The 5,906-nt window shown below is 59.7% G+C and carries 7 protein-coding genes; all 7 read right to left on the bottom strand.

Going from position 1 to position 5,906, the window contains the following annotated elements; all coding sequences use genetic code 11:
* Positions 1-492, bottom strand: a 492-nt coding sequence (gene tssG, locus F759_RS0134890) for a type VI secretion system baseplate subunit TssG (RefSeq protein ID WP_027803841.1), incomplete at its 3' end; no start/stop codon positions are given.
* Positions 493-512: 20 nt separating this feature from the next.
* Entirely contained in the window at positions 513-764 is a 252-nt protein-coding gene (locus tag F759_RS0134885; RefSeq protein WP_027803840.1) for a hypothetical protein, read from the bottom strand.
* Positions 742-1,092 carry a hypothetical protein gene (locus F759_RS42705; protein WP_152530802.1) on the bottom strand — a complete coding sequence of 117 codons (351 nt, stop codon included), beginning with the start codon at positions 1,090-1,092 and terminating at the stop codon, positions 742-744. Before F759_RS42705 ends, F759_RS0134885 begins: the two co-directional genes overlap by 23 nt.
* Positions 1,093-1,116: 24 nt before the next feature.
* Positions 1,117-1,620 carry a hypothetical protein gene (locus tag F759_RS40345; protein ID WP_027803839.1) on the bottom strand — a complete coding sequence of 168 codons (504 nt, stop codon included), beginning with the start codon at positions 1,618-1,620 and terminating at the stop codon, positions 1,117-1,119.
* Positions 1,621-1,686: 66 nt separating this feature from the next.
* Positions 1,687-1,938, bottom strand: a complete 252-nt coding sequence (locus tag F759_RS0134875; protein ID WP_027803838.1) for a PAAR domain-containing protein — start codon at positions 1,936-1,938, stop codon at positions 1,687-1,689.
* A gap of 782 nt (positions 1,939-2,720) precedes the next feature.
* Positions 2,721-4,799, bottom strand: a complete 2,079-nt coding sequence (locus F759_RS0134865; protein ID WP_084534454.1) for a peptidoglycan DD-metalloendopeptidase family protein — start codon at positions 4,797-4,799, stop codon at positions 2,721-2,723.
* A 21-nt stretch (positions 4,800-4,820) separates the two neighbouring features.
* Positions 4,821-5,735, bottom strand: coding sequence for a DUF2345 domain-containing protein (locus F759_RS39755; protein ID WP_456088832.1), 915 nt, complete (start codon positions 5,733-5,735; stop codon positions 4,821-4,823).
* Positions 5,736-5,906 lie beyond the last annotated feature (171 nt).

Genomic DNA, 5,906 nt, shown 5'->3' with positions numbered 1-5,906 from the left:
CCGCTGCGTAGAGCCGGAAAGCGCGGCAACGTAAAACGAAAACCGGTCATGTTCGGGCCGGTCCAGACTCGCCACCGAATGTGCCGACGCCCATGCGCGGTACAGCAGCGTGAGCGAACGGTGATGGAAGATGTCGAGGAAATTGCTGAGCGTCGGGTCCTGACGATGCTCTTCGCGCTCGCGTGCGATCTCTGTGACATGAATCGGCAGCGGACCATTGGGGCCGAGCATGCCGAGGCCAAAGAGCCGGATATGCAGCCTGCCGTTGTCCAGTCTGGCTTCGGCGATCTCGCGAGGGGCGAATATCAGGCTCGGTTTCTGGCCGACGCGAAAGGGCTCGGTTGCTGGCGACGGCGCGCTGCCCGCCGGATCGATGGCGGGGTTCGCATTGATGCGGCGCATGAGTGCGAAGAAACCGTAACGCCACGGCGTAGACTGCAAGGCCGCGATCAGTTCCGCCGACATGGCAGCGTTGGGTAATGCGTGGTCCATCAGATCACCTCATGACACGATTAATGCAGCACGCCGTTGCCGCGATGTACTGGCACGCCGTCGTCCCTCACCCCGGAACTGGTGGCGAGCGGATTGACGTGAACCGCCAGCCCCTCGAACAGCGACACGCCTTCCGCTGTAGCCCGGAACCATAGCTCTGCATCGCCCAGACTGAGTACGACCACCGTCGGCCTTATGCCGTATCGCGCCTCGAAGGCCGCAATGGTCTGCTCGATCCGCCTGCGGAATTCACTTGTCTGCTGGCTTTCCATAAATCACGCCCTGCGATGTTGTTCCGAAGTTGGGAGTGGCGTCCATCCTGACCGGCAGATACTTGCGCCGCTTCTTCTCAGCCTTGCTTCTTGCCAGCCACGCGCATTCAGGACACCAGTGTCTGTTGATGATGACCGCCGGCGTCGTTGACCATTCATGCCCCCGCTCACAGCGCCAGCGCAGCTTCGTCCCGTTGTTGACATACCGGGTAAACAGACATTCGCCGCCCTGGCTTTGCGCAAGCGCCTGCATATCGGCAATCGTGTATGAGGGGCGCGCGCATGCCGGGCACCATGCGCTCCCCTTGATTTTGGCCGGTATTGCCATCCACTCGTGGCCTTTGGCGCAACGCTAGCGCAGCTTCCGGCCGTCGTTGTCGTAATGCGTCGAAAGACATGTCCCGCCCCGCGCCTGTGCCGTGGCCTGTATATCCATCTTCAGCATGCGCGACTGCCGCCCGCACTTCGGACACCACGTCCCGAGCCTGATATGCATGGGCTTCGCGTCCCACTCATGTCCCTGGGCGCAGCGCCAGCGCAGCTTCGTTTCGTTGTTGACATACAGGGTAGACAGACACTCGCCGCCGCGCTCACGAGCCACGGCATGCATGTCCCCGATTTTCAGCCGCAACTTCTCGAAGGCGCATTCCGGGCACCACGCCCCACATTGTCGAAGCCCGTGGGGTGCAGCCTCCCATACGTGTCCTTCTGCGCACTGCCAGCGCAGCTTCGTGGAGAGGTTGCCGTATTCGGACGACAGGCAACGACCGTTACGCTCCTGGGCCAGCGCCTGCATGTCCTCGATGCTCAGGCGCTTCCCCTTTCTCCAGTTCGCAGGTTCCCGAACCATCGCCATCCGCGACTCCTTCAGATATCATCGGCGACGCCCGGACCAGGCAAGCGGTCCGGAGAGGTCGCCTGATTAAACGATGCTCGATATCAGGCTGCATCCGCACGTTGCGTGGTGCCCCTGACGCGCGACCGGAATGCCCGCGTCGGTGATCCCAGTGTCACCTTCGAGGATCAGGTTGGGCTTTATGTCAGGGTGCAGCGGGCACGATACCTCGTCGCCCTTGCGGGCCACACGCGTCCCGCCGTAGCGCATAGTTTCTGAGGCGGTGAGGACTTCGCCGCCGTGGTCGGTGGTGTCGCCGAGTCGGATAAGGTCGATCATGGAATTGCTCCTATCCTAGTTATCAGATTCACGATCAAAAACTCCGGTGACGGCTCAGCGTCGATTCACAATCTAAGTGAACAGACTTTCTGGTGGGCATTTACTTCATTCTCACAGAGTTGAGAATGCGCGATGCCTTTTTCGCAGCATTAATTTTCGATGCGCGACTCGGCGCCTTTCCAATCCAATATGTTATGGAAACTGTACTGCCTTTCGCACTCACAACCAATTCGTAGCATTCCGCGCCGTAGGCATGTGACTGACCAGTATTATCTGTCGTCGGACAAGCAGCGAACGCCTCGTAGGCCTCTTGGCCCGAGCCTACGGACATTTTCCGCGAAACTATGCTGGTCGCGCTAAAGAGCATCAGCGTCCCGTCTTCGCTATACCAGTACGGTTTGACGCCGTCGTTGGAGCCACATTTCCGTATATCTCCTCTGCATACCGTCAAGACGTCGTGAGCATCGATGCTCTTAAGATGAAGAGAATAGGTGTAAAAACCACCCTGCACAGCGTCATCGGCTTTCACTTCGACATACCGAGTTTTTGGGTATGCGAACTGGACACGCTCGTCCTTATATAGCCCTTCCTCGGTTCTTGCGAAAACGTTTGCACTCAAAAAAAGACCGTGGCCACATAATATTATGGCAGATAATTTTTTTAACATCAGAATCATGCATCCCCCAATAATTTATACAACCTTAGCGTATGATAAGTTCGATTTTCAAGGCCACTGTCACCGCCATTAATTGCTCTTGTGATGCGCAGTATTTGATCGTCATTTATCCCGGCATCAATACATTTACCGTACTTCTGGCATGCGGCAGTCCGTGGTTCGGAGCCGCTTCCCAGTACCACGTACCGGTGTCTATTGTGTTGTAGGCGACGGTCAACAGGACGTCAGGCGTCGTAATGTTCGGCCTTGTTGGATGTGAATGGCCCCACCATGACGCAGTAAAGTCGCGCCTATCCAGCCACCCTCGATACACCCAGTATTCCGTGTAATTGTATTTACCCGTTAGTTGCTTCATCCCTCTTCCGCGGAATTTGTAGCCATCCCCAGGAAGATCATTTCCATTTGAATGAGCGTATGCAGAGTTGCATGACGCCTCGCTCCTGTGTTCGTCCATCCACGCGAGCGTCCGCGACTCCTCTGCGCCTTGGCCCAAGAAATGGGACATACGCATAGGATTGTTGGTGACCGAATGCTTCTGCATAAGGCGGTTAAGGGCGAATTTGTATCGTTGGCGAATTTCACTGGAAACGGTATTCGCCGCCTGATGCAGATGCCCCCCGGATTTCTGGACGTAGGTGTTTGGATATACCTGTTCGAGTTCTTCCGAAGATAGCCAGCGGCACTGCCTTAAATGCCTTGTAAATTCTCGAGGCGGCCAATGCCAACACTCGTTAGAATGCGGCAAATCGGGATCGCCGATATCTTCCCAGAACGCCAGATCGCGGGCATGGTCCATTAACGCGCTGAAGTCAGTCTCCGACAACGAATTCGATAGCGCCTCGTGAGGACTCTTCAGCCAGTTATACCGGGCCTCCAGTCCGCTCCGGCTCCATTCCGAAGGAAACTTGCAGACTGCGTGGGCAAGCCGCTGGCGAACCGCATCCACACCCAGAGCCCCCACAGCATCAGCGTGGCTGACATGCCCGGATTGATTGACGTCGAGCCACCGCTTCACCGTCGGTGAATCGCACAGGCTGTCCGGTGTCGGGTCGTCGCCGATGAAGCTCCAGCCAGCCCATTCGGGGAAATCGGCATCGCTATACACGCGCACGCCAGCCCTCGACAGGTTGATCCAGCCGTCGCCGTCCGGCGTCTTTACCCTGCGCCAGTGATTGAACCGTGCCCCACTGGCAAGCTGGTCGTTGATGCAGCGCCCGAAACGGATCATCTCGAAGATCGCGCTGGGCGAGGGCACCACCACATTGGCTGCAACGCTCGCCAGACTGCTCTCGGTATAGCGTCTGTTCAGGTCCGTGGCCCGTTTGTACAGGCTGTATTCCGCATCCGCTTCTGGTGGCACTGCACCGAGCACCGACCAGCTTCCGTCCGGGTCCTGCTGGTAAGTCGTCAACGTACAGTCCCTGTCGTAACGCATGCGAATAACCAGATCGCGGCCGGTTCCCGCCGGCACGAGGCACGCTTGCGGATGCAGCGTCCCGACAGGTGGTGCGCTATCGTCGTCGCGCAATGGATGCGGTTCATTGGTGAAGAGCTTCGCGCCGCAAGGAATGAAGAACCAGCTATCGCCGTAGACTGCATCGGCACGCGCCGGGGTGCTACCCAGCGGTCCGGGCGCGCGCCCGATGAACTTCTTCAGATTCACCTCGTCGCAGACAATCTCGAAATGGATCTGCGGAAACTGTCCATAAATCTGGCCGGGTGTGCCGACGAGATCCTTGCGATAAACCTTCTTCCCCACGGACAGCGACGAAATCACGGCCTGGAGATGCATGTACACCGAGTAGTAGGTGACCTTCGCGTTGGCGCCTTCTCCGATTTCCGTGTCGTGCCGTATGACGACACAACCATCGTCCGTGCGCACGTTGCGGTACTGGAGCGTCGGCTTGTGGGTGGCGTCCGTCTGACGCACGTACACGATCGTGCCGTCCGCGATGGCGCGCACGGAAGTGGCCTGATTGCCGTCCAGCGGTGCTTTCAGATGCGCACCGCCATGCCAGCCGAGATTGAAGCTGACCGGATAGGCACCGTTGCCTGGCGCACATTCGAGCATGTTGCCGGCACACACATCACCGTTGGGTACGACGGTGTTGCCAGCGTCCGCCGTGGCCATCGTGTCGGTCTGCTGCGGATGCACTGCTAAAAGGAAAGGTGGGCTGATAATCATGCGGTTCCAGTCGTGAGGGAATCAGAGGGAATGGGAGTACCCGTCGGTGGGCGTACCCGATCCGAACGGAGAGAAGGTCGGTATGCGAGCGTCGGCGCCCGGCACGTCCCACGACGCCCCCTTCTCCAGGATCGGCCCCGGCGAGCCATTGATGATCCCGCTGCCGTTGATCTGGACATACGAGCCGCCCGCGCCGATCCACACTTCCTTCGAAGCGGTAATCACGACCCGGCCATCCGTGCTGGTGATCGTGATGTCCTTCAGCGCCGCAAGCGCCATCACATCGCTCTGCGCCTGCAACTGGACCGCCCCCTTCGCCGCGAAGAACTTCATGCCGTCCTGGTAGGCAAACAGCGATATCGAGCCGCGTACCGAGGCGTGATACGACCGACCCACCGACACGCTGTAGTCGCGGCCCGCCGTGATGGCATGGTCATTCTGGCTTGCCATGTGCATGCTGCCGGTCGCGCTCGCGGCAATCCCCGCCGCGCTGGCGAACACCATGTCGGGCCGCGTCATCTCCGGCGACGGGTTGTCCGCCGTCTTCTGCCCGCCGCGTATCGCGTCGTTCTGTGTCCTGATCTCCCGCACGGCTTCGGTCTGGCAGGATTCCGCCGTCTGTGCCCTATGCTTCTGCGCGAGCTGCGACAGCTCCTCGTGCTGCTGCCGCGCCTGCGTGAGCCGCTGCACCGTCTCGCCCATGTCCTTCACCGGGACCGACGCACCCTCACGGGCCTCGGTCGTAATCAGCATGCCCCTGTTCGCCCGCATCACCGCGTGCGCGTCAGTCGCGATCTCGATCCCCTCGCCGCGTGCCTCCTGCCGCCCCCTGTCTCCGTTGATGCGCACGTTGTAACCGGCCACGAAGCGCGAGTTCGCGTAGTCGCTCGCCACCTGCACCTGAAGCCTGCCGGGCGTGTCGTCGGTCACCACCATGTTNGANGCGCGCCACGGCGCGGCCAGTTCCTGGCTGCGCCAGCCCGACAGTGCCTGGTTCTTCACCAGATCCCACGGCAACGGGTTGCTGTCCGTGTTAAAGCTCGACAGCACGAACGGCCGGTCCGGGTCCGAATTGACGTACCCCACATAGACGTGATCGCGCACACG

Source organism: Paraburkholderia dilworthii (assembly GCF_000472525.1).
Taxonomy (GTDB): Bacteria; Pseudomonadota; Gammaproteobacteria; order Burkholderiales; family Burkholderiaceae; genus Paraburkholderia; species Paraburkholderia dilworthii.
Note: the sequence above shows the minus strand (reverse complement) of the source record. Positions and strands in the feature narration are given on the sequence as shown.

Bases quoted from the DNA above. Each gene is read 5' to 3' on its own strand.
- F759_RS42705 (WP_152530802.1), bottom strand. From the start codon at position 1,092: ATGGCAATACCGGCCAAAATCAAGGGGAGCGCATGGTGCCCGGCATGC.
- F759_RS0134865 (WP_084534454.1), bottom strand. From the start codon at position 4,799: ATGATTATCAGCCCACCTTTCCTTTTAGCAGTGCATCCGCAGCAGACC.
- F759_RS0134885 (WP_027803840.1), bottom strand. From the start codon at position 764: ATGGAAAGCCAGCAGACAAGTGAATTCCGCAGGCGGATCGAGCAGACC.
- F759_RS40345 (WP_027803839.1), bottom strand. From the start codon at position 1,620: ATGGCGATGGTTCGGGAACCTGCGAACTGGAGAAAGGGGAAGCGCCTG.
- F759_RS0134875 (WP_027803838.1), bottom strand. From the start codon at position 1,938: ATGATCGACCTTATCCGACTCGGCGACACCACCGACCACGGCGGCGAA.
- F759_RS39755 (WP_456088832.1), bottom strand. From the start codon at position 5,735: ATGGTGGTGACCGACGACACGCCCGGCAGGCTTCAGGTGCAGGTGGCG.